Genomic DNA, 25,439 nt, shown 5'->3' on the forward strand with positions numbered 1-25,439 from the left:
GTGACTGTGATGCAGATCACTGTGGACGCCCGGTTCTCTGTTGCTAGTCACTGGCGGACGTTTGGCCGAAAGCTGGGGCACGCGACGTCTGCGTGGGATAGTGGCAACTGCTGCACTGATCATGCATGAGCGGAGGGGAACTCCAGTGCTTGTCCGAGGCGTCGGCCCCAAGAAAGCGAGCCCCCAGACCTCCGCGTGCCGCCGATGAGTGCGGAAAAGGGCGGAGCCGTCTCGGAGTGGTGGCACGAGAAAACCCGGCACTGGCAGTTCCATCCGCCGATCAAGACTGCGTTCACCATCACCGCGATCCTGCTGACGATCCTCGTGGTTCTGGTCTACATGCAGTGGCGCGGCCAGTTCGACCCTAAGACCAGGCTGACCATGGTTTCTGACCGGGCCGGCCTAGTGATGGATTCCGGTTCGAAGGTCACCTTCAACGGCGTGGAGGTAGGCCGCGTCACCGGCGTCGACGCGATCAACCAAGGCGACGCCACTAGGGCAAAGCTCACGCTGGACGTCAACCCGAAGTACGTCCACCTCATCCCGGCCAACGCCGTCACCGAGATCAAGGCCACCACGGTCTTCGGCAACAAATACATCTCCTTCCGCAGTCCGCCCAACCCCAGCGAGGCGCGGATCTCCAGCGTCGACGTCATCGACGCGACGCATGTGACGACCGAGTTCAACACCTTGTTCGAGACGCTGACCTCGATCGCGGAGAAGGTGGACCCGGTCAAGCTGAACCTGACGCTGTCGGCAACGGCCGAGGCGCTCAATGGCCTGGGCACCAAGTTCGGGCAGTCGATCGGCAACGCCAACGTCGTCCTCGACGACATCAATCCGCAGATGCCGCAGATCCGCTCCAACATCAAGCAGCTGGCGAACCTGGCCGACATCTACGCCGAGGCCAGCCCCGACTTCTGGAACTTCCTGGACAAGGCGGTGACCACCGCCCGCACGCTCAACCGGCAGCAGGGCGACCTGGACGCGACGCTGCTCGCGGCGACCGGTTTCGGCAACACCGGCGCCGACGTGTTCGAACGTGGTGCGCCCTACTTCATCGCCGGCCAGCGCGACCTGGTGCCCACCAGTCGGCTGCTGGACACCTACAGTCCCGAGCTGCTCTGCATGATCCGTAACTACGCGACCTCCAAGGCCAAGGAGGGCGTCGGTGGCAACGGGTACTCCATCGACTTCCACATCGGGCTGACCGGCGCACCCAACCCGTACGTCTATCCCGACAATCTGCCCAGGGTCAACGCCAGGGGCGGCCCGGGCGGCGCGCCGGGCTGCTGGCAGGAGATCACCCCGAACTTCTGGCCCGCGCCGTTCCTGGTTGCCGACTACGGCGCGTCGCTGGCGCCCTACAACCACTTCGAGCTGGGCCAGCCGATCCTCACCGAGTATGTGTGGGGACGCCAGGTGGGCGAGAACACCATCAACCCGTAACCCTCGAGCGTGGGCCTGATGCAGACGATTTGCCGAAAATTTCTGCAGGAGGCCCACATTCGGCGCTCAGAGGTTGAGTGCGGCCGCCAACTCCCGCAGAGCCGGACGCGGGTCCCAAGCCGGCGTCGAGGTGTGCGGTCACCGACGCGGCGGCCTGTTCCACCGAGCCCATGCCGACGATGCCGCGGGCGAGCCGGTCACTGTCGCCGCGCACCAGATCGGATTCGTCGAAGCCCTGACGCCGCCATGAATTCCGGTAGTCGGGTAGGCCCGAGCATGCCTCCAGGTGCAGAGGCGCGCGTGCCCGCCCCGCGCCTGGTCGATTTTCCCCGTTCTCTTGTGCGCCACCCGCAGTCAGGGGAATGGTGGAGAGCAGGAGGAACGTCATGGCTGACAAGGCGAACACTTCCCAGACGGTGCGGACCGCTCCCGCCGCGAGCAGTCCTGCGGCGATACGCAACGTCGTGCTCGTCGGCCCGTCCGGCGCCGGAAAGACCTCCCTGATCGAGGCGCTGTTGGTGTCCTCCGGTGTGCTCTCGCGGCCCGGCTCCGTCGTCGACGGCACCACGGTGTGCGACTTCGACGAGGGGGCCATCCGCCAACGGCGGTCGGTGGGCCTGGCGCTGGCCCCCGTTCCCCACGACGGCGTCAAGGTCAACCTGATCGACACCCCCGGCTACGCCGACTTCGTCGGCGAGTTGCGCGCCGGACTGCGGGCCGCGGACTGCGCGCTGTTCGTGATCGCGGCCAACGAAGGCGTCGACGAGCCCACGAAAGCGCTGTGGCACGAATGCGACGAGGTGGGCATGCCACGCGCCGTGGTGGTCACCAAACTGGACCACGCCAGGGCCGACTACACCGGTGCACTGCGCGCCGCCCAGGACGCGTTCGGGGAGAAGGTTCTGCCGCTGTATCTTCCGACCGCCAATGGGTTGGTCGGGCTGCTGTCCCAGAACCAGTACGACTACCGCGACGGAACCCGCAGCGTACATCCGCCCGATGATTCCTACGCCGGTCGGATCGAGGAGCACCGCGGCCGCCTCATCGAGGGGATCATCGAGGAGTCCGAGGACGAGTCGCTCATGGAGCGCTTCCTCGGCGGCGAGACGATCGAGGAGGCGGTCCTCATCGGCGATCTTGAGAAGGCCGTCGCCCGAGGCTCGTTCTTCCCGGTCATCCCGGTGTGCAACGGCACCGGCGTCGGCACTGTCGAGTTGCTCGAGGTGGCCACCCGCGGTTTCCCGTCGCCGCCCGAACACGTCCTGCCCGAAGTGTTCAACCCGCACGGCGTCGCACGCACCGGACTTGCCTGCGACCCGGCGGGGCCACTACTGGCCGAAGTGGTCAAGACGACGTCGGACCCCTACGTCGGTAGGGTGAGTCTGGTCCGGGTCTTCTCCGGCACCATCCGGCCCGACACGACAGTGCATGTGTCGGGCCACTTTTCGGCCTTCTTCGAGACCAACACCCACGCCGACCACGACGAGGACGAGCGCATCGGCACGCTGTCCTTCCCGCTCGGCAAGCACCAGCGGCCCGCGCAGCAGGTGGTGGCCGGAGACATCTGCGCCATCGGCCGGCTCAGCCGCGCCGAGACCGGGGACACGTTGTCGGACAAGACAGATCCACTGCTGCTGAAGCCCTGGACGATGCCCGAGCCGCTGCTGCCGGTGGCGATCCAGGCACACGCGAAGACCGACGAGGACAAGCTGTCGGTCGGCCTGCAGCGGCTGGCTGCCGAGGACCCGACGCTGCGCATCGAGCAGAACCCGGAGACCCACCAGGTCGTGTTGTGGTGCATGGGTGAGGCGCACTCCGGTGTGGTGCTCGATGCGCTGGCCAATCGCTACGGGGTGAATGTCGACACCGTCGATGTGCGAATCCCGTTGCGGGAAACGTTCATTGGCCCGTCGAAGGGACACGGCCGCCACGTCAAGCAGTCCGGCGGGCACGGGCAGTATGCGGTCTGCGATATCGAGGTGGAGCCGCTTTCCGAGGGCTCGGGTTTCGAGTTCGTCGACAAGCTGGTCGGCGGCGCCGTGCCGCGGCAGTTCGTCCCGAGCGTGGAGAAGGGTGTGCGGGCCCAGATGGAGAAGGGTGTGCACGCCGGGTATCCCGTGGTGGACATCAAGGTGACGCTGGTCGACGGCAAGGCACACAGCGTCGACTCCTCGGACATGGCCTTCCAGATGGCCGGCGCCCTCGCGTTGCGGGAGGCGGCGGCCGTGACCCGGATAGCATTGCTCGAGCCGGTCGACGAGGTCAGCATCGAGGTGCCCGACGACCTCGTCGGCGCCGTCATGGGTGATCTGTCCGCACGGCGGGGTCGGGTCCTGGGCACCGAGCAGGCCGGCGAGAGCCATGCGGTCATCCGTGCAGAGCTGCCGCAGGTGGAACTGATCCGTTATGCGATCGATCTGCGCAGCCTGACCCACGGGGCGGCGTCGTTCACGCGGTCGTTCGTGCGATACGAACCGATGCCGGAATCGGCGGCGGCCAAGGTACAGGTCTGAGGCAGGTACTCGGCCCCGGCCGCGAAATCGACGCCCAGTCTGGCGCCAGACGATTATGTATGGTTGCATACATACGCATGGCGAGCCCCCGTGAACGCATGGTTGCCTCGGCCGCGCTGCTCATCCGCGAGCGCGGCGCACAAGCGACGGCGATCGCGGACGTCCTCGAGCACAGCGGGGCCCCGCGGGGCTCTGCCTACCACTACTTCCCCGGTGGTCGCACCCAATTGCTCTGCGAGGCAATCGATTACACCGCCGATTACGTGGCGGCCAAGTTTGAGAAGGCCGCCAGCGGTGCTGACCTGCTGGACGGGATGCTCAGCTTCTACCGCAAGAACCTTGTCGAGACCGACTACCGAGCCGGCTGCCCCGCGCTAGCCGTCGCTGTCGAAGCCGGCGAACCGGACTCCCCCGCCCCGGTTCTCGATCGTGCCGCCGCAACATTCGAGCGCTGGAACGGCCTGATCGCCCAGCGGTTCGTCGCCGACGGGATGCCCGCCGAGCGGGCCAAGGATCTCGCCGTGTTCGTGACCGCCTCCCTGGAGGGCGCCATCGTGCTCGCGCGCGCGGCCCGCGACATCGCGCCTCTCGACGTCGTCCACCGACAGCTACGCCGCCTGCTCGAGGCCGGCTAGAGAAGGAGCCCCAATGTCCGCTGACTGGCACCCCACCGCCTGCATCCTGTGCGAGTGCAACTGCGGCATCGTCGTGCAGACCGACGGCGGCCACCTGGCCAAGATCCGCGGCGACAAGGACCATCCCACTTCGCGGGGTTACACCTGCAACAAGGCCCTGCGCCTGGACCACTACCAGAACAACCCGTCGCGACTGACCTCCCCGCTGCGCCGCAGGCCCGACGGCAGCTACCAGGAGATCGACTGGGACACCGCGGTCACCGAGATCGCCGCCGGCTTCAAGCGCATCGCCGAGACCTACGGCGGGAACAAGATCTTCTACTACGGCGGCGGCGGTCAGGGTAACCATCTCGGTGGCGCCTACAGCAGCGCGTTCCTGAAGCCCCTCGGCTCGCGGTACCGCTCCAACGCACTGGCCCAGGAGAAGACCGGCGAGTACTGGGTGGACGCCCACTTCTACGGCGGCCACACCCGCGGCGAGTTCGAGCATGCCGAGGTCTCGGTGTTCGTCGGCAAGAACCCGTGGATGTCGCAGAGCTTCCCGCGGGCCCGCACCGTGCTCAACGAGATCGCCAAGGATCCCGCCCGGTCGATGATCGTGATCGACCCGGTGCTCACCGACACCGCGAAGATGGCCGACTTCCACCTGCGGGTCAAGCCCGGTGCGGACGCCTGGTGCCTGGCCGCCCTGGCGGCGGTGCTGGTACAGGAAAACATCTGCGACGAAGCATTTCTCGCCGACCACGTGGATGGCGCCGACGTGGTACGCGACGTCCTGCGGACCGTGCCGATCGACGACTACGCCAAACACAGCGGCGTCGACAATGAACTGCTGCGCGCGGTGGCCAGGCGGATCGCAGCGGCCGACAGCGTCTCGGTGTTCGAGGACCTCGGTGTGCAGCAGGCACCGAACAGCACACTGTGCTCCTACCTGGACAAGCTGCTGTGGATACTCACCGGAAGCTTCGCCAAACGCGGTGGGCAGCACTTGCATTCGACGTTCGCCCCACTGTTCAGCCCCGGTGGTGTCGGCCGCTCACCGGTGACCGGCTCGCCGATCATCGCCGGCCTGGTGCCGTCCAACGTGGTGCCGCAGGAGATCCTCACCAATCACCCCGACCGGTTCCGCGCCATGATCGTCGAGAGCAGCAACCCGGCGCATTCGATTGCCGACTCCCAGGCGTGCCGTGCGGCTTTCGAGTCGCTGGAACTGCTCGTGGTGATCGACGTGGCCATGACCGAGACGGCGCGGCTGGCCCATTACGTGCTGCCGGCGGCCAGCCAGTTCGAGAAGGCCGAGGCGACGTTCTTCAACCTCGAATTCCCGCACAACACTTTCCATTTGCGTCACCCGCTGTTCGAGCCGCTGCCCGGCACCCTGCCCGAGCCGGAGATCTGGGCACGGCTGGTGCGCGCGCTCGGCATCGTCAGCGACGACGACCTGCGTCCGCTGCGCGAGGCCGCCGAGCAGGGTCGCGACGCCTACACCCAGGCGTTCTTAACCGAGCTCGGCGCCAACCCGGCGCTGGGCAAGGTACTGCCCTACGCCCTCTACGAGACGCTGGGACCCACGTTGCCCGACAACCTGAAAGGTGCTGCGGCACTGTGGGGTTTGGCGCAGAAGGCCGCCATCACCTATCCCGACGCCGTGCGCCGGGCCGGTCACGCCGACGGCAATGCGCTGTTCGATGCGATCCTGAACACCAGGTCGGGAGTGACGTTCAGCGTGCACGAATACGCCGACGATTTCGCCCTGATCAGCCATCCGGACCACAAGATCCGGCTGGAGATGCCGGAGATGCTCGACGAGATCCGCGCGCTGCGCAACACCCGGCCGGGGCTGACCACCCCGGAATTCCCGATCGTGCTGTCGGCCGGTGAACGCCGGGCGTTCACCGCCAACGACATCATCCGCGACCCCGCGTGGCGTAAACGCGACACCGACGGTGCGCTGCGGGTCAGTGTCGAGGACGCCGAAGCACTCGGCCTGGTCGACGGTGGACGCGCCAGGATTACCACGGCCGCGGGCAGCGCCGAGGCCCGAGTGGAGATCAGTGCCACCATGCAACCCGGGCATGCCGCCCTGCCCAACGGCTACGGACTGGACTTCGTCGACACCGATGGCGCGGTGCGGGTGCCGGGCGTCGCCCCCAACGAACTGACCTCCGCCGAGTGGCGCGACGCCTACGCCGGAACCCCTTGGCACAAGCACGTTCCGGCCCGCATCGAGAATGCGCAATCCGACCTGGCCACCGCGTCGGCGTAGCAGTCCGCTAGCGGAAGCTCAGGACCTCGTCACCCCACGCCATCCGGGCGCGCTTGTCGACGTCGTACACCAGCCGGTCCCGCTCGTTGATGAGCAGACAGGGTCGGTCGGTCAACTGGTAGGGCAGCCATTCCGGTTCGCCCTCCAAGCCGACGGGCTTGGCGTGGGTGGCGAAGTTGACCCACCGCGTCTGCACCCGCTTGGACACCGCCCTGGCCACCTTGGCGCCACCGAGTCGCAGCGAATGGTCGCCGGGACCGCCCAGGTTGCCCCACACGTATCCCAATTCCGTTGCGTGCGCGGCACCTACGAGCAGCAGCTTCAGCAGCGGGGTGGCGTAGTCGAACCGGTAGAGGTAAACCGGCGCCACCGAACTGTGCCCCTCGGCAAGCCATACCGACGGCATCCGGAAGCCGACGTCACTGGCAATGCTCAGACCCTTGGCGCGGCCACCCATCTTGGCGTAGGCGGCGCCCAGCCGTTCCTCGGTCGGCAGTTGCAGGTCGGGTTGTTCGGCGGCGATCTGGTCGAACATCGACGTGATCGCCTTAGGGGTGATCGGCATCAACGGCGACCGCATCAGCTTGAACAGGGCGGCCTCTTGCTTGTTGGTGCCGATGATCAGCGGGACCGGATGGGATCTGCCCTCCCGCGCCATTTTCACGGGGTAGTCCGGCAGTATGTCGCCGTCCACGAACGGAACGAATGCCAACGTTCCGGGATTGCGCACGGGGACTTCGTCGAAGAGTTTCTTGGTCGCCGCGATGAGCGTGGGCACCGGCACCTGACGCAGTTGGTTCACCTCGCCGGTTGTCATGCCCAACTCGTGAAGCATCGCGTTGACCATCACTTCGGCACGCCCACGGTCGTAGACCGATGTCGCGGGAGAACTCTGCGCGATGGCGGCGGAGAAGAGGCCCCTGGCAGCCGGGACGGCAAGCAGGGTGGTCACCAAACCGGCGCCGGCCGACTCACCGAAGAGCGTCACCCGGTCGGGGTCGCCGCCGAACGCGGCGATGTTGTCCTGAACCCACTGCAAGACGGCCAGGACGTCGCGCAGTCCGATGTTCGAGTCGAACGTGCTGGCGGGTCGGTTCAAGACGGAGAGATCCAGAAAACCGAACGCGCCCAGCCGATAGTTCACCGTGACGACCACGACGTCGCCGCTGCCGGCCAGTTGGTTCCCGTCGTAGAAGGGTTGACTACCCGACCCGAGCACGTATGCCCCGCCGTGCAGCCAGACCATCACCGGTTTGCCCTCGGCACCCGCGGGAGCCCAGATGTTCAGCGTCAGGCAGTCCTCGTCCTGGCGGGCGCCGAGGTCGAGGGGAATGCCGGGCAGCGGGGGCTGGGGGCAGGCGCAGCCGAACGCGGTGGCGTCGGCCACCTCGGTCCACGGTTCGGGTGGCACCGGTGCCCGAAACCGCAGATCGCCGACGGGCGGCGCCGCGTACCGGATGCCCTTGAACACGTTGACCCAGCCGCGGTCGATGCCGCGAACCGGGCCGTACTTGGTGTCGACGACAGGCTCGCTACGCGCCATGGCGATCGCCCCCTTCGATCCGGTAAACCAGAGTACCGGTCCGCCTCCCGCGCCAAGCTCGAGGCGCTGTGCGTCCGGCGCGGGCAGCGCATCATGCTGCTGGCCCACAATAGCCCGGACTGGGCTGGCGCTCGCTGGGTCGCGTCGAACAGGTGACTAGCATCAGCCACCGATGAGAGCCATCGTGTTGCTGGCGCAGAGCGGCCAGTTGGACAAGAACGGGACGGTCCACACCCTGGGTCTGGGCTGGACCACCAGCGAGACCCCGACGCCGCAGCATGTGCTGATCGTGTTCGTCGAAGTCCAATGGTCCGAGCTGGGGACCTCGTTCCCGATCCGCGCCGAGCTCGTCGATAGCGACGGCGCCCGGGTGGCCCAGACCGAGGAGAACACCATCAAAGCCCGCCGCCACCCGGTGCACCCCGAGGGCACTCCGGTCACCATTCCGTTCATCGCGACCATCCCGCCGCTGAACCTCGAGGTCGGCGAGCGCTACCAGTGGCGGGTGACCATCGGCGGCGAGATGCACGAGGACTGGCTCGCCGGGTTCACCGTCACCGAGTAGCACCGATCTGCCGGGCCAATCTGCTGACACCGGGGCCGTCGAGGTCCATCAGCGCGGCCGGCCGCGCGCCCAAAACCCCCGGTCACAGACCCACGGCAATGTCAGAAGAGCCCAATCCACTTTGTGCACAAGGGTCTTGATGCCCTACCGCCGCCCGGACTGCGGTGCTCAGATCTGACCGTAGAAATACACATCTGGCCGGGAATGCCGTCGCGGGCGTGCCGGATGCAAAACAGCCGTATTGGATGCGGTTGAAATGCTTGTGGCACAGGAGGATTGGAATGAAGGCACTAATCATCTGCGTTTCGGTGTCGAACGGCAGTACGCGCCGCGTGGCCGATCGGATGGCTGAGGTTCTCTCCGCCGAACTCGTCGAACCGGAGGGTGTCGACGTTGATCAGATCACGCAATATGACCTCGTCGGATTCGGATCGGGCGTCTATTTCATGTCCGCGCATCCGAGGCTATGGCGACTCGTCTGCCGGCTGCCTCATGTCGAGGGAATCCCCGCATTCACGTTCTTCACCAGCGGAGCCGCCGAGCTCCCATTGGTGGGCTACAGCCGGCCGATCCGTTGGGGAATCGCCCGGAGGGGTTTCCGGGTGCTCGATTCGTACTCCTGCCGCGGGTTGGACACGGTGGGCCCGCTGGGCTGGGTCGGCGGGGTCAACAAAGGCCACCCGAACGACGACGATTTGGACGCGGCCGCTGCGTTCGCCATTCGGGTGCGCAACCAAATCCGGCCTCCCGAAGCCGCCAGCTGAGCGATGCCGGCCGACGAACGTGCCGCCCGCGTTCTTGCATTGGTACAACGACTTGCTGCCGAAGTGCACCCGAGTGGCCCGTCGCTGCCCGTCACGTTCGACAGCCAGTTCGACGATCTCGGAATCGGCAGCCTCGAACTGGCTGAGCTGCTGTTGCGTGTCCAGAACGCGTTCGGCGTAACGCTGCCCGCCCATGTGTTGGGCAGCGCGGAGACACCCCGCGACCTGCTCCGTGCCCCTCGAGGGGCAGTCCGGCTCGGTCACTCGAACCGGCTTCCGTGCTTGTGTCTGACCAAAATCGATGACGCCGAACTGAACGAACTCGACCTCAGTTCATGGCGGTTGGCATTCAATGGCGCCGAACCCGTCAGCGCGAGAACTGTGGAGCGCTTCATCGAACGGTTCAGAGCCTTCGGCTTCCGGCCGGAGACGATGACACCGGTATACGGACTGGCTGAATCCTCGGTGGGACTTGCCTTTCCGCCGCTCGGACGCGCGCCGCTCATCGACCGCTTGGACCGCGGCATCTTCGTGCGGTCCGGGCGGGCTGAGTCATCGAAACCGGGTGATCCCGAGGCCTTGTCCTCGTCGCCTGCGGACACCCCCGCCGGGCCACCAGATCCGCATCGTCGACCTCGTCGGCCTCGAGCTCGGTGACCGTCAGGAGGGCCGCATCGAGTTCCGTGGTCCTCCGCAACCAGCGGATACCTCAACAACCCCGATGCGACACAAAGACTGTTCGACGGCAGCTGGCGCGACACCGGCGACCTCGGCTACATCGCCGAGGGCGACCCCTACCTCACAGGTCGGGTCAAAGACGTCATCATCCGGGCCGGCCGCAAACTGCATCCGGCCGAACTCGAAGAGGCGGTCGGAAACCTCGACGATGCCCGCAAAGGCTGCGTCGCGGTGTTCGCCAGTGCCGATCCGGCGGGGGGATCCGAGCGGCTCGTTGTGGTGGCCGAAACCCGGGCCACCGGCGCCGATGCAAAGAAGGCGTTACGGGCCGTGATCACGGCGACGACAGTGGACCTGCTCGGCCTGGCCCCCGACGACGTGGTGCTGGCCCCGCCGGGCGCCGTGCTCAAGACCTCGAGCGGAAAGATCAGGCGCACCGCTTGCCGAGAACTCTACGAGCAGGGCAAGATCGGCGCTCCCGTGGCCCCGCTGTGGTGGGAGCTGGCCCGGATTCGGCTGCGCGGACTCGCCACATCGGCACGTCGCGCCCGTGGGCGCGCCGCCGCTGTCGGGTTCGCCGCCTACGCACCAACACTGTTCACGGTCCTAGGCCTGGGCGTGATCGCCCTGCTGGCGGTGCTGCCGCGGATGCGTGGCGGTGGCGGACGGTGCGCGGTGCAGCGCGGTTGCTGGCCCGCCTGACCCGGACGCCGATCACCGTGCACGGCCTCGACCATCTATCCAGCGGGCCATGCATCGTGGTTGCCAAGCGGAACGACGGCGGCAGAACGGCTGTGAGTACCAACCCGTCGAGCCAACTCGGGTGGTTCCCGGAGGCACGCCTATCCCCGGTGACCGGAGTGCGCCCATTTCACTTGGGCGCCTTCGTCGTCGCCGCCCAAGCTGGGACACCAGTCCTCCCGCTCGGAATTCGCGGAACCCGCCAGATTCTCCGACCCGATCGTCGATTCCCGAACATGGCGGCATCGACATCGTCGCGGGCCAACCGATCACCCCGGCGGGCAGCGACTGGGCATCCGCCGTCCAACTGCGGGACACCGCGCGGCAACGGATCGTGCACCTCTCCGGAGAACCGGACATCGACTGACACGATCGCTGGCACGCGGCGCCAGGAAGGGCCCGCCGCCTGCCTGCACGTCTGCCCGTCAAGCACCAAGTGGCTCACCAACTTTCACTCCCGCCTCACCTGTGGGCCCGGCGGTGAACTCGCCCTTTCCGCCCTTCACCGAACCGGGACTTTCGACCCTTCTGCCCGCCGGTCCAGCGCTGTGAGACTGAGGGGGTCGGCAACCAGGTCCGACCAACAAATCAAGCCTGATGCAACAAAAGGGGAATCATGACCAACCTTCCCGAAAACCGGCACCCGCGGTCATTGCTGTCGGAGATCTCTGACCTCTTTACCGGTTTCCCTTCGTGGACCGGTGTTCGCCCCGGGCTGGGGCAAGGCCACCTCATCCGATTGGAAGATGAAGTGCAGGACGGGCACTACCTCGTCCGTGCCGAGATCCCCGGCGTCGATCCCGCTAAGGACGTTGCCATCACCGTGGCCAACGGCCTACTGACGATCAAGGCCGAACGCTCGGAGAAGAAGGAGGTCAACGGGCGCTCGGAGTTCTCATACGGCACGTTCGTCCGCACCCTCTCCCTGCCGGCCGGCGCCAACGAGGCCGACATCAAGGCCAGCTATGACAAGGGGATCCTGACCGTCGACGTGGCGGTCCCGCAGCAAGCCGCGCCCACCGAGAGGCGGGTTCCGATCGAGACGGCTAGCTGACCACGACCGGGGGTGGTCTCGGAGCCCCCGGCTTCGGGACCGCTCCGGTCCTCGGCACTGCGATAGCTCGGCGGCAAAGAACTTCGGGCTCTTGCGCCCTCGGCCAGGCTCCTCCAGAGCGCTGTACTCGCTCATGCTTCGGCGCTCCCGCTAGCGGCGGGCGAAGGCCGGTGCGCGCTCCGGGCGCACGCCCACACCCACCACGTACGCCGGAATCACCGACAGCCACGGCAACCGCTCCAGCACGGCGACCAGGGCCGCCGGCGGGTTGCCGCTCTCGCCGCGCAGGATCGGGCCCACCAGCCGGCGGTGCATCACCCGCTGGACGGCCTGGGTGAGCGCGGTCGGCGGCAGGCGGCGCCGGCGGACTCGAGCAAGGTCGGCGTCGGTGACGTCGCGTCGGCGCAGCGGGTCGGCCAGCAATGTGGCCGCGCCCACCGCGTCCTGAACCGCGACGTTGATCCCGACACCGCCGACCGGGGACATGGCGTGCGCGGCGTCGCCGATGCACAGCAGGCCGTCGGTGTGCCAGCGCTGCAGCCGGTTGAGGCGCACGTCGAGGAACTTCACGTCGTCCATGGACGCCAGTGCCGCGACCTCGGCCTCGGGGATCAGCGTGGCCAGTTCTGACTTGAACGCCTCGAGACCCTTGCTGCGCCGCTCACCGTCGGTGCCCTTGGGGATCAGGTAGGCGATCTGGAAGTAGCCTTCGCGCGGGATCAAGATGAGCAGCCGGCCCGGCGCGGTGCGCGGAATCAGGGTGTACTCGGCGTCGTCGGCGCGCGGAAGCCGGAACCACCACACGTCGAAGGGCACCGGATACTCCCGCGCCGCCAACCCGGCGGACTGCCGGACCACCGACCAGCGGCCGTCGCAGGCGACGGTCAGATCCGCCCGCAACTCCCCCTCGCCGGTCGGGGTGCGGTAGCGCACCCCGACCGTTCTGCCGCCCTCGGTCAGCAGGCCGGTGACCTCGTGCTCCATCCGCAACGAGAACGTCGGCTCCGCCCGGCCGGCGTCGCCCAACAGGTCCAACAGATCCCACTGCGGCACCATCGCGATATAGGGGTGGGGCTGACGCAACCGGCGGAAGTCCACCATCGTCAGTGACGTGCCATCAACGGTGAACGCCGCGTGGTCGACCTTGCTCTGCGGAAGGTCAGAGAACTGCGGCCACAGCCCGAGGTCGTCGAGCAGGCGCAGCGTGCTGGGATGCACTGTGTCGCCGCGGAAGTCACGCAAGAAGTCGGCGTGCTTCTCCAACACGGTCACCTCGACACCAGCCCGGGCGAGCAGCAGGCTGAGCACCATACCGGCGGGTCCCCCGCCGACGATCGCACAAGCCGTGGAGTCGGTCATATCCCTACGCTAAACCTCGATGCGCTCCCCGATGATGACCTTCCGCTCGAACGGCACTCCTCAGCGCCCGCGAAAGCCTTACGGTTGAGGCGATGCGTATCGCCCTGTTCGCGACCTGTCTGGCCGACGCGATGTTCCCCCGGGCCGCCATCGCCACGGTGCAGCTGCTGGAGCGCCTCGGCCACGAGATGGTCTTCCCCGAAGGGCAGACCTGCTGCGGACAGATGCACATCAACACCGGTTACCTGGGGCAGGCCACCGATCTGGTCCGCCACCACGTCGAGGTGTTCGAGCAGTCCGGCTGCGACACCGTCGTCGCGCCGTCGGGATCGTGTGTGGGCTCGGTACGCCACCAGCACGCGATGGTCGCCCGCCGCGCCGGGGACGGCGCGCTGGCGCAGCGGGCCGAGGCCGTCGCGGCCCGCACCTACGAACTCTCGGAGTTGTTGGTCGACGTCCTCGGGCTCAGCGATGTCGGCGCCTACTACCCGCGCCGGGTCACCTATCACCCCACCTGCCATTCACTGCGCATGCTGCGCGTCGGTGACAAGCCCCTGGAGTTGTTGCGCCACGTCCGGGGACTGACGCTGGTGGATTTACCGAACGCGGAGACCTGCTGCGGGTTCGGCGGCACCTTCGCGATCAAGAACGCCGACACCTCCACCGCGATGCTCGCCGACAAGATGGCCGCGGTCATCGCCTCGCGCGCCGAGGTGTGCACTGCCGGGGACAGTTCGTGTCTGATGCACATCGGCGGTGGGTTGAGCCGGATGCGCTCGGCGGTCCGCACGGTGCACCTCGCCGAGATCCTCGCCTCGACGGAGACGGGGCGATGACGACGTTCCTGGGCACACCGGGTTTCGGCAATCTGCGCGGTGACGAGCCGTTCCCGGTGGCCGCCCGGCGCGAACTGCGCAACACCCAGATGCGCCGCAACGTCGGCCACGCCACCCAGACCATCCGCACCAAAAGGGCTGCAGCGGTGGCCGAATGCGCCGACTGGGAAGAGTTGCGCGCGGCGGGCAGCGCGCTCAAGGCCGACGTCCTGGCGCGGCTTCCCGAACTGCTGGAGCAACTCGAGGCCAACGTGGTGGCGCGCGGCGGCGTGGTGCACTGGGCCCGCGACACGCTCGAGGCCAACCGGATCGTCACCGACCTGGTGCGCGCCGCCGGTGCCGACGAGGTGGTGAAGGTCAAGTCGATGGCCACCCAGGAGATCGGGCTCAACGAGCATCTCGAGGCCGAGGGCATCGCGGCGATCGAAACCGACCTGGCGGAGTTGATCGTTCAACTGGGCCACGACAAGCCGAGCCACATCCTGGTGCCCGCCATCCACCGCAACCGCGCCGAGATTCGCGACATCTTCTCCCGCGAGATGCCCGACGCAGGCGAACTCACCGACGAACCACGAGTGCTGGCCATGGCCGCCCGGGCACACCTGCGCCGAAAGTTCCTGTCCGCCAAGGTCGCAATCAGCGGCGCCAACTTCGGTATCGCCGAGACCGGGACACTGGCCGTCGTCGAATCCGAGGGCAACGGGCGGATGTGCCTGACCCTGCCGGACACCCTGATCACCGTCATGGGCATCGAGAAGGTGGTGCCGCGCTTCACCGACCTCGAGGTGTTCATGCAGCTGCTGCCACGGTCCTCGACCGCCGAACGGATGAATCCCTACACCTCGATGTGGACCGGCGTGCACCGCGGCGACGGCCCGCAGGACTTCCACCTGGTACTGCTCGACAACGGCCGCAGCAAGGTCCTCGGCGACCCGGAGGGTCGCGCGGCCCTGCACTGCATCCGCTGCAGTGCCTGCCTCAACGTGTGCCCGGTGTACGAACGCACCGGCGGCCACGCCTACGGCTCGGTCTACCCGGGGCCGATCGGGGCGATCCTCAGCCCCCAGCTGACCGGCACCCGTGGCCACGACGACCCGAATGCGTCTCTGCCGTATGCCTCCTCGCTGTGCGGGGCCTGTTTTGACGCCTGCCCGGTGCGCATCGACATCCCCGGCATCCTGGTGCACCTGCGGGCCGCTGCGGTCGACACCGGGCACAGCTGCGGCCAGGACCTGGCGATGTGCACCGCGGCGTGGGCGATGCGCACACCACGGCGGTTCGCCCTCGCCGAGAAGGCGCTGTCCATGGGGCGCTTCGTCGCCGATTCGGATCACCGGATCACCGCACTGCCGTGGCCGGGCTCGCGGTGGACCGCCAGCCGTGACGTCCCTGAGCCGCCGAAGGAAACCTTCCGGCAGTGGTGGGCCCGCACCCACCCGACGCAGGACCCACCATGACCACGTCCCGCCGCGTGGTCCTGGACCGCATCCGGGCGGCGCTGGCCGCCGCGCCCGCCGACCCGGTCGAAGTGCCCCGCGACTACGACCGGGCGCCGGTCCGCGGACCCGGCGATACCGACCGCTTCACCGAGGCGGTGTGCGAATACCGCGCACAAGTGCTTCGCATCAAGCCCGGCGACATCGCGGCAACCGTCGCTGGCCTGATCCCGTCCGGTGCCCATGTGGTGGCGCCACCGGATCTGCCCGCAGACTGGGTGGGCGGCCTTGCCGTGCTGGCTGACTCGCCCGAAAACCCGCTCGGTGTGAGCGAACTCGACCGCGCCGACGCCGTCGTAACCGGATGCGCACTGGGCATCGCGACGACCGGAACCATCGTGCTCGACGCCGGCCCCACCCAGGGTCGTCGCGCGCTGACCCTGATTCCCGACCACCACATCTGCGTGGTGTTCGCCGACCAGATCGTCGACACCGTCCCGCAGGCGTTCGCCGCACTGGACCCGCTGCGCCCACTGACCTTCATCTCCGGACCGAGTGCCACCAGCGACATCGAACTCGACCGGGTCGAAGGTGTGCACGGCCCGCGCACACTGGACGTCGTGCTGGTGCGACGGTGACATTGCAGATTCCACTCGATTCGAGCGACCGCACAGCACAGATTCGACGGGTCGAGAAGGACGACGAAGGAAGTGGTCGACGTGCCGGACGGCCTGCGCTGCGGCGACATCTACTACGGACCCGTCATCCCCAACCGCGACGTCTTGGCATTGCCTCAGCGGCTGATCAGCGCACCGAAGTGGTCAAGTAAATCGGCTGTGCGCCAGACGATCAACCCGCCGAAGACCACGAGCGTCGCGATGGTGACGCCGGCCTGCACGAGCGTCCGGCTGTCCCTGGGGGCGTAGACGTAGGCCGCCGCGATCAGCGCGCCGGTGATCAGGCCGCCGACGTGGCCCTGCCAGCTGATATTCGGTAGGGAGAACGTGATCACCAAGTTGATGGCGATCAGACCGACCACCCATTTCACGTCCAGGTTGAGCCGCCTGGCCACCACAAATGTGGCCCCGAACAGACCGAACACCGCGCCGGAGGCACCCGCCGTCGCCGCGCTGATGGGCGAAATCAGATAGACCAGCACCGCACCGCCCAACGCGCTCAGCGCATACAGAGCGCCGAAGCGCAGCCGGCCCAGCCACTGCTCCAGCGGCGGGCCCACGATGTACAGCGCCCACATGTTGAACAGCAGATGCAGGATGTCGTAGTGCATGAACGCCGAGGTGACCAGGCGGTAGTACTCGCCGCCGGCGACCGCAGGTGCCCACAGCACCAGCTCGCGCTGCAGTCCGGGCACCGTCTTCTGCAGCACGAACATCACCACGTTGACCGCGATCAACGCATACGAGACGACGGGCATCGTCGAACGCTGCACGCCGCCGAAGGCGGTCTTCACTCGGCGCACGCTCTGGGCGCCGGCAGCGACGCAGTCCACGCACTGGTGGCCGACGGCTGCGCTGCGCATGCACTCCGGGCAGATGGGTCGCTGGCAGCGGGTGCACCGGACAAAGGTCTGCCGGTCGGGGTGGCGGTAGCAGGTCGGCGCCTCGGCCGGGGTCTGCGGTGTGTAGGGGATGCTCATGGTCCTGCCAACGAAGATACTGTGCGGCCCGCCCGACGACGCGTCCGCGCCGTGCCGGCGGGTGATGACGCCGCTGACCACGGTGGCGTCATAGACACAATTTCCGAACTGTCGCCCGGCCTCCCGACAGGGACCTGCGGATTCAATTGCGTGTGTCGTCAATATTTGCCAGAAATCGCCGCCTGTGGCATTTCTTTGAGACGAGCACGGGTGTCCCTGATCTGGGAATACGGCGTACGGCACCTTTTTGTGGATTCACGACGAATTCCGGAGTAGATTTTCCCTCAGGTTGAATTCACAGCCGGTGGAGACGCCGTTTTGCGAGCGCTTGCCCCTCGCCGGATGAGGTCTTGAGTCCAAGGGCTTCGGCCCTGGGCGCGCCCGACGGCATTACGGATCCAACTGACGGAGGCGTCATGACTGTTGCCATCACTTTAGGGCCGGTGTCCGTTTCGCGCGCTGGCCAGACCCGCACCGAGCGGAGCCTGTTCCGCGCCAGGGAACTCAGCGTTACCACCGTGCTCGTCGTCGCGCTCGGCGAGATCGACGCGGCGAACTCCGCCGAACTCCGCAGCTTCGTCGAGGACCACGTCGCCGGCTATCAGCAGCTGGTGCTGGACCTGTCCCGGCTGGATTTCTTCGGCACCGACGGGTTCTCGGCGCTGCACGCGGTCAACGTGCGGTGTTCCCGGCGGGGAATCGACTGGGTCATGGTGCCCGGGCCCGAGGTCAGTCGCGCGCTGCGGGTCTGCGACCCGGAGGGTTCGCTGCCCATTGCCACCAACATCGTCTCGGCCGTCGCCGCCTTGGCGCGCGGGCCGCTCCGGCAGCTGCAACTAGCACCGCTGCCCAAGTGAGCCGGGCGGCCACCTCCTAGACTGGCTGCAGCACACCAAGCAGAGGGCGGTCCCCCATGGCGGCACCAGGTCGCAACTACAACGACGTGGTCACTCGGTTCTGGTCGCTGGCCGCTCCCCTCTACGACCTGCCGTTCCTGCAGCATTGGATCTACCGCCCCGCGCAGGACGAGGTACTCGCCCAACTCCACGCCCACGGCGCCCAGCGGATCGCCGACATCGCTTGCGGCACAGGGATATTGGCTGCACGGATCGCGGACGAGCTTCATCCCGAGCAGGTTTACGGGGTGGACATGTCCGACGGGATGTTGCGTCAGGCCCGTGCCCGCAGCGCCGAGGTGCAGTGGCTCAAAGGGCCGGCCGAGCAGCTGCCGTTCGATGACGGCGCACTGGACGCCGTCGTCACCACGTCGGCATTCCACTTCTTCGACCAGCCGGCGGCATTGCGGGAGTTCCACCGGGTGCTACGGCCCGGCGGCCTGGTGGCGGTGGCCACCATCGGCCCACCCCAACCACCCCTGCTGCGGCGGTTGTCGGCGAATCTGTCGAACCCCTCGCACAGCCCCTCGCCGCAGGAGATACGCGTGTTGTTCGCCGACGCCGGGTTCACCCTCACCGATCAGCATCGCGTCAGACGGCCGCTGTGGACCATGGCGGTGCGGGATCTGATCACGATAGGAACCAGAGCCTAGCGAGCAGTCCGCACCGGGAGGCCGAGCACTACACCGAGCTGCTGGACCGAATCACCGCCGAGACACCGCGCACGGGTGGGTGAATTGTGGCCGGCGATGCCTGGGGCTAACGTTTGCGCCATGGGTGACTCGCTGCTGCAGCAGCAGCTCGACGAGGTGCGCGCCTTGCTGCAGCGGGCGCGGGAACTGTTCGGCGCCAACCCTGTAGCGCCCCCGGAGGTCGTCTCCGGTGAGGGCGGGCCGCGCTAGGCCGCTCAGCCGTCCTCGGCCGGGTGCAGTCGGTGACGCTGCAGTGCCGCGGTCGCGGCGTAGAGGTCCCGTTCGCTCGGCACGTCGGCCGACGGGGTGTGGCCGGCGGCGAGGATTTCGGCCCGAACCTGCATGAGCGCCTTGAGGTACGACACGTCGGCGGTCAGCAGGACCGCCTCGGCCAGCGTCTGGGCGTCGGTGTCCATCGCCGCCTCGGCGAGAGTGACGCTGTGCAGATACCCGCCGCGGCACGACCGGAACAGGATGTGCCCGCTGGGGTGGACGGCGTCGAACTCCGGGTCGGGTTCGGTCATGGGCCGCCCTCGACGACCCGGCCCAGCTGTGCGGCCGCGTCGCTGTCCTGCTGCTCCCACGTGTCGGCCGCGTGCCGCAGGTCGGCGGCCAGTTCGTCGTGCGCCTCGGCCTGCTGCTCGTAGCAGGTGCGGCGCTGGTCGAGCAGTTCGCGCCCGGCCTCGCGCAGCTCACAGAAGATCGGGCCGAGCGACTCCAGGCTGGCCATGATGTCGTGGTGGTTCGACGGGACAGTGCGCAACTGCTCGGCGGTCTCCCGGTGGTGGCGGGCCGCCTCGCGCAGCTCGTCGGGCACCACGTGGATGCGTTCTGCCATGGTCGCTCTCCTGTCAGGACGGGCCGGCCGTCACCGCGGGCCGGGTCGGTGTCGGGCGTTCCGACTTGGGGGGTGGGGCGCTGCTGCCCGGCTCCGGCGGATGCTCCCACCCTAGAAAGCTGGGGCCAGTCACGCTGGAGATGGGTTCGATCTTGCCGTTGAACACGGCCTTTCCGTTGCCGAGGGCGACCGCGTGCCGGTCGGTCAGCATGCCGATGTCGCCGGCGATCAGCCGTGCCGGGTCCACCGGAACTGGCACCGGGGTGCCCGGAGCGGGAATGGTGATGCCTTGCTGGCGGTAGGCCTCGACGACGGGTGTGCCGGCGACGGCGGCTGTGATGGCCGCCGCCAGTTCGGGGCTGGGCGCGGTCACGGTCTCACCGTCGGGCAGGTGCACGACGGTCGGGTCCTCCGTGGGGGCGGGGTCGGTCTCGTCACTGGTCGGTTCGTCATCGGCAGGGCCGGTATCGGTGCCGGGGTCCGAGGGAGCGTCGGCCAGCGGGTCGGCCATCGGGCCGATCGGATCGGCTGCGGCGTCGGGGGCGGGGTTCAGGCTCGGCGGCGGGATGAGGCCCGCGCCGCTCGGGGAGCCGATGGGCAGCCCGGCGCCGCCGAATGCGGGCATGGCCGGTATCGACGGCACAGCGGGCGCCATCGGGGCGGCCATCGGGACGCTTTGGGCTGAGGGGTCCGGCGGTGCGATGCCCGGATCCTCGGCCAGTAGCGGATCGAGAAGCGGATCGAGAAGCGGGTCGGGGGCGGGTTGGGCAGCGGCGACCGCTGTTGGGGGCGGTGCGTCGGGTTGCGGACTGGGCCGGGCGGGGTTGGGTTCACTGCGCGGCTCGGTCGGCGGGGCATCTGCGGTGGCCGGTGTGACCGGTGTGGCTGCGGCGTACAGCGACGCCAGCGCCGCCGCGAGCGCGGCCTTGGAGGTGGCGTCCAGACCCGCGGTGTCGACCACCGTCCGGATGTCACGCAGCTTGTCGATGAGATAGCGCTGGAAGCCGCGCGCACCGGCCGGGGTGTCCAGATCGGTGCGGATGCTGACAGCCGACTCGATCTCGTTCTGCAGATCCTCCAGCGCGGCGCGCCCGGCGGCATGTGTGGCGTGGGCGTTGAGCACCGCGGTGATGACCTGCAGGTCGACTTGCGCGCTCATCGAATTCTGCTGAGCCAAGGATGTTTCCGCAGTCCGGATGGCCTCGGCGGCGTTGCCTTCGGCCGGCGCCGACTGGTCGAACGCCGCCGCGTGCCGGGCTCGAATCTTGGCCAGTACGTTGTCGATTGCGCCGGGCGTGACGACGCTCAGCGGAGTAGTGACCAGAGCCAGTTCCTCGCCGGAGAGTCCGGCCATCCAGGCGTCGGCATCACCGGTGGCCGCCCGGACCCGCGCTACGGCGTCGAGCAGATCTTGGTAACTCGCCACCGGTGGCCTCTCATGGCGGTGACTGTATCCAGCCGGATCCGGCCCGGCAATTCACCCTGTGGACTACTGGTAGCGGACCATAAGCTGTTGCAGCACAGCCGCTTTGGAGGCCGCATCGGCTTTCGCGGCGGTGACGATGTCGACCAGTTCGTGTTGCCGCGCGAGCAAAAAGCGCGCGAACTCGCGGCCCTCAGCCGGAGTCCCGGTCCCCCGCTGGGCGACACCTGCCTCGATCTCTTCCTGGATCGCCTCGAGGCGCCGGGCGGCGCCGGTGGCGGTGGCATACGCACCGGCGACGACGGCGGACAGTTCAGCGTCGGCGTCGGCGAGGTCACGGTCGCGCGCGGCGAGCACTGCTCGAGCCGAGGCCAGCGACTCCCCCGACTCGCCGACGTGCTGCGCCATGGCTCGACGGTACTCAGAGGCGTTTGGCCGAACAACTCACCTACCGTCGCGGCTACACCGGCCGCCGAATCGCGACATGCTCACCGAGCTGGCTGATGCGCACATTCGCCCCGGCGTGCGGGGCTTCGATGACCAGATTGTTGCCGATCGCCATCTGCACGTGCCCGGCGTGCGGGAAGACCAGGTCGCCGGGGCGCACCTGCGAGCGCGCTATCGGCACACCGTCGTTGATCTGCTGGTAGGTGGTGCGGTCGAGGTGGATGCCCGCACGGGCGTAGGCCCATTGCACCAGCCCCGAGCAGTCGAACCGATCCGGCCCGGTGGCACCCCAGACGTAGGGGCAGCCCAGCCGGGACAGGGCGGCGCGCACGGCGAGCGCCGCCCGCGAGTTCGGCAGCGGCAGACGGCGCCGACGCAGGCGGTAGCGCAACGCACGCAGCAACGCCGCCCTTCGGCGCGCCCGCCGGCGGGCGACCAGAACGTGGTCGTGCTGGGCACGCAGCCGAGCTACCCTGCGCCGCAACAGCTCTCGCTGGGCGACCGGGGTGTCGGCGGTCGTGGTGGCATCGGCGCGGGCGGCGTCGAGCACGGCCCCAGTCTGGCGGTGTGCCGCACCGTGATCGCGACGGGCCTGCGCCAGAATCGCGGACAGTTCGGCGTCGACGCCGCGGGTGCGGGCCAGCTCGCCATTACGCGCCTGCGCCGCAGCTAGGTAGGCGGCCGGCGCTGCGGTGAATTGTCGCGTCGGGACGTCGCTGCCGGCCGCGGTCGCCGGCGTGTGCGGGACGTCGGCGAACAGAGCGTGCGCCCGCTGCAGCAGGTCGAGTTCGTTCACGACTGGCCCTCGACGAATGCGCGCACCCGCGGCAACGCGCCGGGCGGGATGACGCCGCGGTTGCGGATGTCCCACATCTGCTCGGCGCTGACGCCGAGCAGGGCCGCGATGACGGACTCCGGCAGACCCGACCGGGTGCACGCCTGGTCGAATCGGGTGGCGATTGCCCCCGGCATTCGTTGCAGTAGGCCGGTCCGGATGGCTTCGAGCGACTTCAGGTGCGTCATCAGGCGCTCAGCCGACTCGGCTCCGGCATTGACTGCCACCCGCCACGAGTTGGCGGCCAGCATTTCAGCTTTCACACACTGAGCGATCACGGACAGAATATACGTCTCGTATTCGTTTGATGTTTCCGCCGGCAGTCTGGCTATCAACGAGTTCAGCGATTCCAGGTGCGCCTCGGCGTGGGCTTCGAGCACTTCGGTGTCGCTGTGGCGGCTGACGACGATATCTGTGGACGGTCTGGACGGCGCTGGTTCGGCTACTGCGGTGGCGAGAAGTTGGGCCAATTCGGCCTCGGCGTCGTCGGCCATCACTAGGCGCGTGTAGGTGCCGGGCGGCAGGCCCAACCCGTTCTCGATCTTCTGAACTGTGCCTTTGTGCGGTTTACGGGCTCCGCGTTCCAGGAAGCTCAGGCCCATGATGCTGACGCCGGTCGCTGCGGCGAGGTCAGCCAGCGACCAGTCGCGGGACTCGCGGAGGGCTCGAATAGCGGCGCCCGCCGCCTCACGGCTCACCGTCGGGCTCCCGCCATATACGGATCGTACACAGCGCTACGCAGGTATACGTTCTTGTCTACGTTCCACTTGCGTCCCGAACCAGGGGTGTATACGCTTCCGTCATCGAATTCCAACAAGGAGGCCGCCATGCACCACCGCCCCTGCTCGGCAGAGCCCGATCTGTGGTTCGGCTATGCCGACGACGACGCCAGCGACGGCGCGGCCAAGGCCCGCGTCTACGAGCAGTCCGCCACCCGGGCCCGAACCATCTGTCTGCGGCGCTGCCCGCTGGCCCAGCAGCGGGCCTGCGCCCGCCGGGCCATCGAGGGCAGTGAGGAATACGGCGTGTGGGCCGGTGTGAAGCTCCCCGGCGGTCAGTACCGCAAACGGGCCCAGCTCGCGTACGCCCACGACGTTCTGCGACACATAGCCGACGGTGAGATCAACCCGCGCGAGCTACCGGAGAGCGCTGAGCTGCTGGCTCGCACCGAAGCGTTGCCGGTGCAGGTGGCCACCGTCGTGCACCTGCCGCTGGGGCGACTCCCCCGTACCGCCGCATAGAGCGGTTCCTAGGCGGTGGGGCTACAAGTTCCGGTTCGGGGTGTTCCGCATCGACGAGGCTGAGGTCCTGCAGGCATTCGCGGCCTGAGAGAGATCCGTCCCGCTGGCGAGTACCGTTGGGGCGGTGAGCAACCTCGAAGCCGCTCCGGGTGAACTTGCCTGTACCGCAACGGTCTTCGACGGTGTCGAGGTCCTGCAGCCGCGCGAGGTCACCTTGGGCGGCCCGCGTGCGATTCGGGTTCGCCGGACACTGCCGCAACGGCGGCGCCTTCACCCCGTTGCTGGGCTCCCAACTGGACCTCGCCGCGGGGTCACATGTCGACCTCGACGTCGACCCCGCCTTCGAGCATGGCGTACTGCTGGACCTCGGCGCTGTCGAGGTGGCCGACTGGCGGTTGGAGCCGGGCGACCTCGCCTACCTGGGCCCGGGCCCGACGTCGCTGCGGCTGCACAACCCGGCCGAGCACCCGGCCCGAATGCTGCTGCTCGGCGGCACTCCGTTCGGCGAGGACCTGCTGATGTGGTGGAACTTCGTCGCCCGCACCCATGACGAGATCGTCGAATACCGCCGGCTGTGGCAGGCCGGCGCAGATCTTCCACATCACGACTTCGACGACATGTCGATCCGGTCACCGGCGCGACTGAGCAAACCAGTCCGCCACGCCGTACATACCGGCTGAGGCCGGGGTCCGCCGCTATCGTGATACCTCGTGGCGGAACCCGACCAGGCCGGAGCCACCCCACCGGCCTACTTCGTAGCCGATGGTGACGTACTACTGCCCGACCCGGTGGCGCAGGGGCCGTGGGGGCCGACGCTCAGCGGCCACGTCGTCGGCGGGATCCTGGCCCGCGGCGTCGAACAGGCCGGCGGCGGCGACGGGCTGCAACCGGCGCGGCTGACCGTCGATCTGCTGCGACCCACCGCGATCGCCCCGCTGGAGGTGCGCACCACCGTGCAGCGTGAGGGCCGCCGCATCCGGCTGGTGGATGCCGCGCTGGTCCAGAACGGGGAATTGGTGTCGCGGGCCAGCGCGGTGTTCCTGCGTCGCGGCGAGGCGCCTACCGGTGACATCTGGTCGTCGCCGGTCACCATGCCCGCCCTGCCGCCCGACCCGGGGCCGCTGCCCGCCAACCTGCCGATGTTCGTCTGGGGCTACGGGGGAGAGGGCTCCTCGGGCGGGGAATACGGTTTCGCCGAGTGGCACGCCGGCGGTCCCAAGTACGCCTGGGTGCGCCAGCTGCGCCCGTTGGTTGCCGGCGAGACCGTCAGCCCGTTCGTCGAGGCGGCCATGGCCGCCGACGCCACCAGCGCGTTGACCCATTGGGGCACAAGCGGATTGCGCTATATCAACGCCGACTACACGCTGAGCCTGACCAGGTTGCCCAAGGGGCCGAACATCGGCCTTGCCGCCCTGGTGCACGGCAGCCATGACGGCGTCGCCTCCGGGGCGGCCGCCGTGTTCGACGAGTACGGCCCGATCGGCAACTCGATGGCGGTGGCATTGGTGAACCCGGTCGAGTCGTTTCAACCGAAGACGATGAAGTAGGGGAGCGGGTAGATGCGCAGGTTC

General features: G+C 68.1%; 28 protein-coding genes. 19 read left to right on the forward strand and 9 right to left on the reverse strand.

The window, feature by feature from the left end:
* Positions 1–204: 204 nt before the first annotated feature.
* The 5 genes from K9U37_RS02825 to K9U37_RS02845 all read left to right on the forward strand — a co-directional run bounded on the left by K9U37_RS02825 (position 205) and on the right by K9U37_RS02845 (position 6,863).
* The gene (locus K9U37_RS02825) at positions 205–1,449 is read left to right on the forward strand and encodes an MCE family protein (protein ID WP_243070433.1); all 1,245 of its coding nucleotides are present in this window, start codon (positions 205–207) and stop codon (positions 1,447–1,449) included.
* Positions 1,450–1,522: 73 nt separating this feature from the next.
* Positions 1,523–1,699, forward strand: a complete 177-nt coding sequence (locus K9U37_RS20300) for a hypothetical protein (RefSeq protein WP_372489371.1) — start codon at positions 1,523–1,525, stop codon at positions 1,697–1,699.
* 136 nt (positions 1,700–1,835) lie between these two features.
* Positions 1,836–3,962 (forward strand): elongation factor G-like protein EF-G2, encoded by a 2,127-nt coding sequence (locus K9U37_RS02835; protein WP_243070434.1) that lies wholly within the window; start codon positions 1,836–1,838, stop codon positions 3,960–3,962.
* A gap of 77 nt (positions 3,963–4,039) precedes the next feature.
* The gene (locus K9U37_RS02840; RefSeq protein WP_243070435.1) at positions 4,040–4,597 is read left to right on the forward strand and encodes a TetR/AcrR family transcriptional regulator; all 558 of its coding nucleotides are present in this window, start codon (positions 4,040–4,042) and stop codon (positions 4,595–4,597) included.
* A gap of 13 nt (positions 4,598–4,610) precedes the next feature.
* Entirely contained in the window at positions 4,611–6,863 is a 2,253-nt protein-coding gene (locus tag K9U37_RS02845) for a molybdopterin-dependent oxidoreductase (RefSeq protein ID WP_243070436.1), read from the forward strand.
* A 7-nt stretch (positions 6,864–6,870) separates the two neighbouring features.
* On the opposite strand, the gene K9U37_RS02850 is transcribed toward K9U37_RS02845, so the two are convergent.
* Positions 6,871–8,406: a carboxylesterase/lipase family protein gene (locus K9U37_RS02850; RefSeq protein ID WP_243070437.1), complete on the reverse strand. Its 1,536-nt coding sequence runs from the start codon at positions 8,404–8,406 to the stop codon at positions 6,871–6,873.
* Positions 8,407–8,578: 172 nt separating this feature from the next.
* Between K9U37_RS02850 and K9U37_RS02855 the strand changes: the two genes are divergently transcribed.
* The 5 genes from K9U37_RS02855 (at position 8,579) to K9U37_RS02880 (ending at position 12,208) form a co-directional block, all read left to right on the forward strand.
* Positions 8,579–8,971 (forward strand): DUF6941 family protein, encoded by a 393-nt coding sequence (locus K9U37_RS02855; RefSeq protein WP_243070438.1) that lies wholly within the window; start codon positions 8,579–8,581, stop codon positions 8,969–8,971.
* Between the two features lie 281 nt (positions 8,972–9,252).
* A complete protein-coding gene (locus K9U37_RS02860) occupies positions 9,253–9,735 on the forward strand; it encodes a flavodoxin domain-containing protein (protein WP_272888004.1) in 483 nt (160 codons plus the stop codon).
* A gap of 3 nt (positions 9,736–9,738) precedes the next feature.
* The gene (locus K9U37_RS02865; protein WP_243070440.1) at positions 9,739–10,392 is read left to right on the forward strand and encodes a phosphopantetheine-binding protein; all 654 of its coding nucleotides are present in this window, start codon (positions 9,739–9,741) and stop codon (positions 10,390–10,392) included.
* 252 nt (positions 10,393–10,644) lie between these two features.
* Complete coding sequence (locus K9U37_RS02875; RefSeq protein ID WP_243070441.1) at positions 10,645–11,115, forward strand: hypothetical protein; 471 nt, start codon at positions 10,645–10,647, stop codon at positions 11,113–11,115.
* A gap of 652 nt (positions 11,116–11,767) precedes the next feature.
* The gene (locus K9U37_RS02880; RefSeq protein WP_243073195.1) at positions 11,768–12,208 is read left to right on the forward strand and encodes an Hsp20/alpha crystallin family protein; all 441 of its coding nucleotides are present in this window, start codon (positions 11,768–11,770) and stop codon (positions 12,206–12,208) included.
* A gap of 150 nt (positions 12,209–12,358) precedes the next feature.
* Here K9U37_RS02880 and K9U37_RS02885 read toward each other — a convergent pair whose 3' ends face one another.
* Positions 12,359–13,567, reverse strand: coding sequence for an FAD-dependent oxidoreductase (locus K9U37_RS02885; protein ID WP_243070442.1), 1,209 nt, complete (start codon positions 13,565–13,567; stop codon positions 12,359–12,361).
* Positions 13,568–13,659: 92 nt separating this feature from the next.
* On the opposite strand from K9U37_RS02885, the gene K9U37_RS02890 reads away from it, so the two are divergent.
* From K9U37_RS02890 to K9U37_RS02900, 3 genes are read left to right on the forward strand one after another with little or no spacing between them, the layout of a single operon-like run.
* Entirely contained in the window at positions 13,660–14,403 is a 744-nt protein-coding gene (locus K9U37_RS02890) for a (Fe-S)-binding protein (RefSeq protein ID WP_243070443.1), read from the forward strand.
* Positions 14,400–15,860 (forward strand): LutB/LldF family L-lactate oxidation iron-sulfur protein, encoded by a 1,461-nt coding sequence (locus tag K9U37_RS02895; RefSeq protein ID WP_243070444.1) that lies wholly within the window; start codon positions 14,400–14,402, stop codon positions 15,858–15,860. Before K9U37_RS02890 ends, K9U37_RS02895 begins: the two co-directional genes overlap by 4 nt.
* Positions 15,857–16,477: a LutC/YkgG family protein gene (locus K9U37_RS02900; protein WP_243070445.1), complete on the forward strand. Its 621-nt coding sequence runs from the start codon at positions 15,857–15,859 to the stop codon at positions 16,475–16,477. Before K9U37_RS02895 ends, K9U37_RS02900 begins: the two co-directional genes overlap by 4 nt.
* A 155-nt stretch (positions 16,478–16,632) precedes the next feature.
* Here K9U37_RS02900 and K9U37_RS02905 read toward each other — a convergent pair whose 3' ends face one another.
* Positions 16,633–17,496, reverse strand: coding sequence for a rhomboid family intramembrane serine protease (locus K9U37_RS02905; RefSeq protein WP_243070446.1), 864 nt, complete (start codon positions 17,494–17,496; stop codon positions 16,633–16,635).
* A gap of 416 nt (positions 17,497–17,912) precedes the next feature.
* On the opposite strand from K9U37_RS02905, the gene K9U37_RS02910 reads away from it, so the two are divergent.
* The 3 genes from K9U37_RS02910 (at position 17,913) to K9U37_RS19940 (ending at position 19,294) form a co-directional block, all read left to right on the forward strand.
* Entirely contained in the window at positions 17,913–18,353 is a 441-nt protein-coding gene (locus K9U37_RS02910; protein ID WP_243070447.1) for an STAS domain-containing protein, read from the forward strand.
* 56 nt (positions 18,354–18,409) lie between these two features.
* Complete coding sequence (locus tag K9U37_RS02915; protein ID WP_243070448.1) at positions 18,410–19,045, forward strand: class I SAM-dependent methyltransferase; 636 nt, start codon at positions 18,410–18,412, stop codon at positions 19,043–19,045.
* 120 nt (positions 19,046–19,165) lie between these two features.
* Positions 19,166–19,294: a hypothetical protein gene (locus tag K9U37_RS19940; RefSeq protein ID WP_272888005.1), complete on the forward strand. Its 129-nt coding sequence runs from the start codon at positions 19,166–19,168 to the stop codon at positions 19,292–19,294.
* 5 nt (positions 19,295–19,299) lie between these two features.
* Here K9U37_RS19940 and K9U37_RS02920 read toward each other — a convergent pair whose 3' ends face one another.
* From K9U37_RS02920 to K9U37_RS02945, 6 genes are all read right to left on the reverse strand, one after another.
* Positions 19,300–19,608 (reverse strand): DUF2694 family protein, encoded by a 309-nt coding sequence (locus tag K9U37_RS02920; protein WP_243070449.1) that lies wholly within the window; start codon positions 19,606–19,608, stop codon positions 19,300–19,302.
* Positions 19,605–19,922 carry an ESX-1 secretion-associated protein gene (locus K9U37_RS02925; protein WP_243070450.1) on the reverse strand — a complete coding sequence of 106 codons (318 nt, stop codon included), beginning with the start codon at positions 19,920–19,922 and terminating at the stop codon, positions 19,605–19,607. Before K9U37_RS02925 ends, K9U37_RS02920 begins: the two co-directional genes overlap by 4 nt.
* Positions 19,923–19,935: 13 nt before the next feature.
* Positions 19,936–21,348 (reverse strand): DUF4226 domain-containing protein, encoded by a 1,413-nt coding sequence (locus K9U37_RS02930; RefSeq protein ID WP_243070451.1) that lies wholly within the window; start codon positions 21,346–21,348, stop codon positions 19,936–19,938.
* A 63-nt stretch (positions 21,349–21,411) separates the two neighbouring features.
* Positions 21,412–21,753, reverse strand: coding sequence for a DUF4226 domain-containing protein (locus K9U37_RS02935; protein WP_243070452.1), 342 nt, complete (start codon positions 21,751–21,753; stop codon positions 21,412–21,414).
* A gap of 52 nt (positions 21,754–21,805) precedes the next feature.
* Positions 21,806–22,588, reverse strand: coding sequence for a C40 family peptidase (locus K9U37_RS02940; RefSeq protein WP_243070453.1), 783 nt, complete (start codon positions 22,586–22,588; stop codon positions 21,806–21,808).
* Positions 22,585–23,325 (reverse strand): helix-turn-helix domain-containing protein, encoded by a 741-nt coding sequence (locus K9U37_RS02945; RefSeq protein ID WP_243070454.1) that lies wholly within the window; start codon positions 23,323–23,325, stop codon positions 22,585–22,587. The genes K9U37_RS02940 and K9U37_RS02945 overlap by 4 nt, the downstream gene beginning before the upstream one ends.
* Before the next feature lie 129 nt (positions 23,326–23,454).
* On the opposite strand from K9U37_RS02945, the gene K9U37_RS02950 reads away from it, so the two are divergent.
* From K9U37_RS02950 to K9U37_RS02960, 3 genes are all read left to right on the forward strand, one after another.
* A complete protein-coding gene (locus tag K9U37_RS02950; protein WP_243070455.1) occupies positions 23,455–23,868 on the forward strand; it encodes a WhiB family transcriptional regulator in 414 nt (137 codons plus the stop codon).
* A 227-nt stretch (positions 23,869–24,095) separates the two neighbouring features.
* Positions 24,096–24,548 carry a pirin-like C-terminal cupin domain-containing protein gene (locus K9U37_RS02955; RefSeq protein WP_372489373.1) on the forward strand — a complete coding sequence of 151 codons (453 nt, stop codon included), beginning with the start codon at positions 24,096–24,098 and terminating at the stop codon, positions 24,546–24,548.
* 30 nt (positions 24,549–24,578) lie between these two features.
* Positions 24,579–25,415 (forward strand): acyl-CoA thioesterase domain-containing protein, encoded by an 837-nt coding sequence (locus K9U37_RS02960; RefSeq protein WP_243070456.1) that lies wholly within the window; start codon positions 24,579–24,581, stop codon positions 25,413–25,415.
* The last annotated feature ends 24 nt before the right edge of the window (positions 25,416–25,439 follow it).

Source organism: Candidatus Mycolicibacterium alkanivorans (genome assembly GCF_022760805.1).
GTDB classification, from domain to species: Bacteria; Actinomycetota; Actinomycetes; order Mycobacteriales; family Mycobacteriaceae; genus Mycobacterium; species Mycobacterium alkanivorans.

Excerpts from the sequence above, each read along its gene's own strand:
- K9U37_RS02825 (WP_243070433.1), top strand. The coding sequence starts at position 205 with ATGAGTGCGGAAAAGGGCGGAGCCGTCTCGGAGTGGTGGCACGAGAAA.
- K9U37_RS02835 (WP_243070434.1), top strand. The coding sequence starts at position 1,836 with ATGGCTGACAAGGCGAACACTTCCCAGACGGTGCGGACCGCTCCCGCC.
- K9U37_RS02840 (WP_243070435.1), top strand. The coding sequence starts at position 4,040 with ATGGCGAGCCCCCGTGAACGCATGGTTGCCTCGGCCGCGCTGCTCATC.
- K9U37_RS02845 (WP_243070436.1), top strand. The coding sequence starts at position 4,611 with ATGTCCGCTGACTGGCACCCCACCGCCTGCATCCTGTGCGAGTGCAAC.
- K9U37_RS02850 (WP_243070437.1), bottom strand. The coding sequence starts at position 8,406 with ATGGCGCGTAGCGAGCCTGTCGTCGACACCAAGTACGGCCCGGTTCGC.
- K9U37_RS02855 (WP_243070438.1), top strand. The coding sequence starts at position 8,579 with ATGAGAGCCATCGTGTTGCTGGCGCAGAGCGGCCAGTTGGACAAGAAC.
- K9U37_RS02860 (WP_272888004.1), top strand. The coding sequence starts at position 9,253 with ATGAAGGCACTAATCATCTGCGTTTCGGTGTCGAACGGCAGTACGCGC.
- K9U37_RS02865 (WP_243070440.1), top strand. The coding sequence starts at position 9,739 with ATGCCGGCCGACGAACGTGCCGCCCGCGTTCTTGCATTGGTACAACGA.
- K9U37_RS02885 (WP_243070442.1), bottom strand. The coding sequence starts at position 13,567 with ATGACCGACTCCACGGCTTGTGCGATCGTCGGCGGGGGACCCGCCGGT.
- K9U37_RS02890 (WP_243070443.1), top strand. The coding sequence starts at position 13,660 with ATGCGTATCGCCCTGTTCGCGACCTGTCTGGCCGACGCGATGTTCCCC.
- K9U37_RS02895 (WP_243070444.1), top strand. The coding sequence starts at position 14,400 with ATGACGACGTTCCTGGGCACACCGGGTTTCGGCAATCTGCGCGGTGAC.
- K9U37_RS02900 (WP_243070445.1), top strand. The coding sequence starts at position 15,857 with ATGACCACGTCCCGCCGCGTGGTCCTGGACCGCATCCGGGCGGCGCTG.
- K9U37_RS02905 (WP_243070446.1), bottom strand. The coding sequence starts at position 17,496 with ATGAGCATCCCCTACACACCGCAGACCCCGGCCGAGGCGCCGACCTGC.
- K9U37_RS02910 (WP_243070447.1), top strand. The coding sequence starts at position 17,913 with ATGACTGTTGCCATCACTTTAGGGCCGGTGTCCGTTTCGCGCGCTGGC.
- K9U37_RS02915 (WP_243070448.1), top strand. The coding sequence starts at position 18,410 with ATGGCGGCACCAGGTCGCAACTACAACGACGTGGTCACTCGGTTCTGG.
- K9U37_RS19940 (WP_272888005.1), top strand. The coding sequence starts at position 19,166 with ATGGGTGACTCGCTGCTGCAGCAGCAGCTCGACGAGGTGCGCGCCTTG.
- K9U37_RS02920 (WP_243070449.1), bottom strand. The coding sequence starts at position 19,608 with ATGACCGAACCCGACCCGGAGTTCGACGCCGTCCACCCCAGCGGGCAC.
- K9U37_RS02925 (WP_243070450.1), bottom strand. The coding sequence starts at position 19,922 with ATGGCAGAACGCATCCACGTGGTGCCCGACGAGCTGCGCGAGGCGGCC.
- K9U37_RS02935 (WP_243070452.1), bottom strand. The coding sequence starts at position 21,753 with ATGGCGCAGCACGTCGGCGAGTCGGGGGAGTCGCTGGCCTCGGCTCGA.
- K9U37_RS02950 (WP_243070455.1), top strand. The coding sequence starts at position 23,455 with ATGCACCACCGCCCCTGCTCGGCAGAGCCCGATCTGTGGTTCGGCTAT.